This is a genomic window from Clostridium lacusfryxellense (genome assembly GCF_018861735.1).
GTDB lineage: Bacteria > Bacillota > Clostridia > Clostridiales > Clostridiaceae > Clostridium_AD > Clostridium_AD lacusfryxellense.
Genome location: NZ_JAHLEB010000107.1, coordinates 1 through 4439 on the forward strand (window position 1 = coordinate 1; position 4439 = coordinate 4439).

General features: G+C 28.7%; 4 protein-coding genes. 2 read left to right on the top strand and 2 right to left on the bottom strand.

Annotated elements, in window-relative coordinates; all coding sequences use genetic code 11:
* Nucleotides 1–190 precede the first annotated feature (190 nt).
* On the top strand, nucleotides 191–547 hold the full coding sequence (locus KPL55_RS25180; RefSeq protein ID WP_216309504.1) for a hypothetical protein: 357 nt from the start codon (nucleotides 191–193) through the stop codon (nucleotides 545–547).
* 280 nt (nucleotides 548–827) lie between these two features.
* Complete coding sequence (locus KPL55_RS25185) at nucleotides 828–1931, top strand: Tn3 family transposase (RefSeq protein WP_216309505.1); 1104 nt, start codon at nucleotides 828–830, stop codon at nucleotides 1929–1931.
* Between the two features lie 42 nt (nucleotides 1932–1973).
* On the opposite strand, the gene KPL55_RS25190 is transcribed toward KPL55_RS25185, so the two are convergent.
* Together KPL55_RS25190 and KPL55_RS25195 are read right to left on the bottom strand one after the other, a co-directional pair.
* Nucleotides 1974–2915, bottom strand: coding sequence for an IS110 family transposase (locus KPL55_RS25190; RefSeq protein WP_216309506.1), 942 nt, complete (start codon nucleotides 2913–2915; stop codon nucleotides 1974–1976).
* A gap of 342 nt (nucleotides 2916–3257) precedes the next feature.
* Nucleotides 3258–3491: a helix-turn-helix domain-containing protein gene (locus KPL55_RS25195; protein ID WP_216309507.1), complete on the bottom strand. Its 234-nt coding sequence runs from the start codon at nucleotides 3489–3491 to the stop codon at nucleotides 3258–3260.
* Between the last annotated feature and the right edge of the window lie 948 nt (nucleotides 3492–4439).

Here is a 4439-nt window from a genome sequence, read left to right on the forward strand (position 1 = left end):
AGCTTATTCTATTGATGATTGGAAATATGGGGTGAAGAGCCGTATGCCTTAATAGGGCACGTACGGTTCCGTTGAGGAGCATGGGCGGTAACGCCTGTGTTTACTTAAGATTTTGTTTCACGATTTAAAAAAAAGGCTGTTCTAATAAATAATTCTTATTTTAATAATAATTTATAAAGGAGAAATAGAAATGAAAAGAAGGATAAAGACTATTTTTATTATCTGCCCAATATTACTATTAATAATAGCCTATTACGTGTTTTTTATGAGGTTTGCTGAGTATTCCTACAACACGGATACAGAAGTAATCCAAAAGGATGGTGTTGAGTACGTACTTTCTAATAGTTTACCAAGTGCATTTCTTGATGAAAAAGAAAAAACAATTGGCAAAATAAAAGGTAGTGATTCTGAATCGGCTGAAAAGTGGGTAATAAAAATAAAGGGTGTTGATGAACATGAAATGTTTCTTGTAACAGGTCTAATGAATGTAGAATTATTTGTAAGAAAAGATAAAATTGAAGAATTTAATAAAACTTTACCTCATTAATTACACAACAACATAACTTTCATGAACTACATTCTAATGGACAGAATGGCATTCAAGATAATTATATATTATATTGAATGCTCTTTGATCGTTTAAAGCTGAGCAACTTTTTATATGGAATATTCATTATTAATAGTATACTTAATACAAATATATTGCTTCAAAGTAGTAAAAAACTACGTAATTAGTGAAAACATCAAAATTATTAATTTTTTAAAAAATACTAACCCGAAAGCTTTTGATTATATGCAGATAGTTTTTTAAAGAAGGGAGAAAACATATGTTTAGTAAAGAGAGATATTTATTATATAGGGGTAACAAATACGAACAGGGAAAGAATTATGAAAAAGCTATTGAATACTACAATCGAGTTATTGTATTAAACTTTAAAAATGAATCTGCATATATGTATAAAGGGCATTCATTAGAAAACCTAGGAAAACACTATGAAGCTATTGATTGCTATGATAAAGTTATTAAATTTAATTCTAAAAATATTAATTCAAGATCAAATTCTAAATATTTTGGAACTGGACGAGGGGTTACATATTATAATTATGTAAGTGATCAGTTTACAGGGTTTCATGGAATAGTGATTCCAGGGACAATAAGGGATTCTCTTTACTTGTTGGAAGGAATTTTGGAACAGGAAACAGTATTAAAACCGAAAGAAATTATGACAGATACTGCTGGATATAGTGATATTATATTCGGATTGTTTGGTTTACTTGGTTATCAATTTAGCCCACGTATAGCTGACATTGGATCATCAAGGCTTTGGAAATTTGATTCTCAGTCTGATTATGGTGAATTGAATAAATTAGCAAAAAATAAAATTCGTAAAGATATTATTATTAGATATTGGGATGATATGATGAAAGTTGCTGGTTCTTTAAAACTTGGAAAAGTACAGCCAACACAATTAATTAAAACATTACAACGTGGTGGTAAGCCTACAATGTTAGGTAAATCAATAGGTGAGTTTGGGCGTATATATAAAGCTCAATATCTACTTGCTTACCTTGATAATGAAGACTATCGTCGCAAAATATTAACGCAATTAAATAGAGGAGAATCACGTCATAGTCTTGCAAGAGCAGTATTTTACGGTAAGAGAGGCGAATTGCATCAAGCATATAGAGAAGGTCAAGAAGATCAGTTAAGTGCATTAGGGCTTATCGTCAATACAATTATTGTATGGAATACACGATATATGCAAGTGGCCATTAAAAAGCTACGTAACGAGGGTGAAATTATAAATGAAGCTGATATTCAAAGATTGTCTCCACTAGGTTATGACCATATTAATATTGTTGGTAAATATTCATTCAATTTACCTGAAGAAATTGCAAAAGGTAGTTTGAGGACATTAATAAATCCTTAAAATGTATTAGAATGATTTTTACATGTGTATAATCATTCCTAATTAAACGGTAATGGTATAAATTGTATTTCCTATTGCCGTTTTGGTTCCATTGCTACACATACCCCTTATAGATACCATCTCCTTAACCCCAGGCACCTGAAAAGCTAATTCCTCTATTTCTATCTCTAATTGTTCATTTTGTTTTAGATATAGTCTGTACTGTTCTAAATTAGCCTTAAGCTCATTTTTAGCCATTCTAAGACCTTCTTTAATTCCAATAGAAATCTTAGCCGCCTCTATAAGCCTCACAGCCCTTTGATTGCCTACGGCACGTTTTACTCCTTTTTTCCAAATCTTAATTATCTCTTGAACACCTGTTAATAAAACTTCTTGTGGTGTAGAAAACTCAGTTAATGAAATTAAGGCAGCTTTCCCTTCCCAGTCAGCAAACACATCATTAAATTCTGGAAAGTATTTGTCTAACCAATGATCCACTTTATTTTTTATTATATTTAGATTCTTAGTAAGACTTTCCTTCATACCCATTGCTATTCTTAACTCACTATATATTCCTTCCGGAATGTAAGGCTGAGAATATCGGCCTTCAATGACAAGCTTTGCAATTGTTTTTGGATCTTTAAGATCAGTTTTATTTTGAGAATTATCATCCAGTTCTTTACTTCTTTTAACGTGAAATGGGTTAACAAGAACCAGTTTAATACCTAGTTCCCTTAAAAAGTTTGCCAGTGTAAACCAGTAGTGACCTGTCGGCTCTAACCCTACAATTATCTTATCTTTTTTATTCTCTTTAGCTACTAATTTTAACCATTCATTAAATATTTTAAATCCATCCGCTGTATTTTCAAACGATTTAACCTTACTAAGCTCTATACCTCTGTAATCGAACGCTCTTGCATACTGAAATTGCTTTGCAATATCAATTCCTATCACTAAGGTATTTTCTGTTATTGACATTATCTTTTCATTTTGTGTATAATTCATATTGAGTACCTCCACTGATAATTATAAATTAGGGATAAAAGTTGCAACTGTTATACCCTGTATTTTATCAGTAGGTGCTCTTTTTTTCAAAGTTCATTTTAATTCATAACAGGAATGCTCCTTTAATGTTAATTTTTATATATAAATCACTTTACTTAAACATTATTTAAATTAATGTTTATAACACCTATTAATAACTAAAAAATACCAACAACTTTTAATATTATAATTATTACAACAATACCACCAATTAGTGCTAACATATAATTCACTCTCCTTTTTATTTTTAAATTATAATATGTTTACTTTACTACCAATCTGTTATGGCATCACATCTATAGTTCAAGTAATTTTGTTACCTTTACCTAGTTTTAATGTCTCTATATGTTTTGAAAGTTCACTTTTTTTTATTCTCCAATGACTACCAATTTTAAAAGCCGGTAATTCTCCATCGACTACTTGTTTAAGTGCTGTCGCTTCACTGACCTTAAAATAAGTTGCAACTTCCCGTACAGTCATAATTTCATCATCTTTGATGTCTTCAATCTTCTCAGGTTTTTCATTTTGTTCAATCATATTTTCACCTCCAGTATTTTTCAATAAATTTATTTTAAATACTATTTTGTTTATACCTTGTATTTTAAGAATAATTATAATAGTTAATTTGCTAGAAGTATTCTTTTAATTTATACTAAAATATACCAAGGACTTTAAGTATTACGATTACGACAACGACTCCGCCGATTATTGCTAACATATAACTTACACCCCCTTATGATGTTAAAAAAATTGTAATCCACTTGTATTAAATGTTTCTATTTCTTTTTTCTTTTCTTGAAATCCTATCGACAATGAACACTATTACATCTACTACAAGTAAAAATGCATCATACTACTATAACAAAATTTAGGTTATTATGTCCCATTATGTCATATATAAAGTAAAAATGATATCTTAAGATTGAATCGCTGTAAATATAAACATTAAATCTCCTACTTAAAGCTTAGTTATCTTGGAATTAGGAAAGTAATAAACCTCCCTTATTTAATAATAAGGGAGGTTTATTACTGAATCATTCGAGCAAATTCGTTATATTTTTTGAAAATGTGTTTTACTAATCTAAATTACTTGTTATTATAAATATATAAAATGGTATTTGTGTTACATTCGTTATTTCTTTGGTTATGTTTAAATAGTTAATTATAAAATGTATATTTTTACTGCAAATAAATTCATTACTTATTATTAATATCTTAAAATTAATATGAATCATTTGTATAGTAATATAAACATGTAATATATTGGAATAAAAGAATTTGATTGTCGAAAAAAATTGAAATATAGCTAAATCAGTGATATGATATAAATATGAACAGAATATTCTAAATTTTTATTAAATTTAAATTTGTGTAAAATTTAGGCATTAATGTTCTTTGTTAAAAATCAAGTTATAAAGGAGTGATATATGTGGGATTATTACGTTGGTTAGCAGGAATATTAATAATTTTCTGGTTATTGGGGCT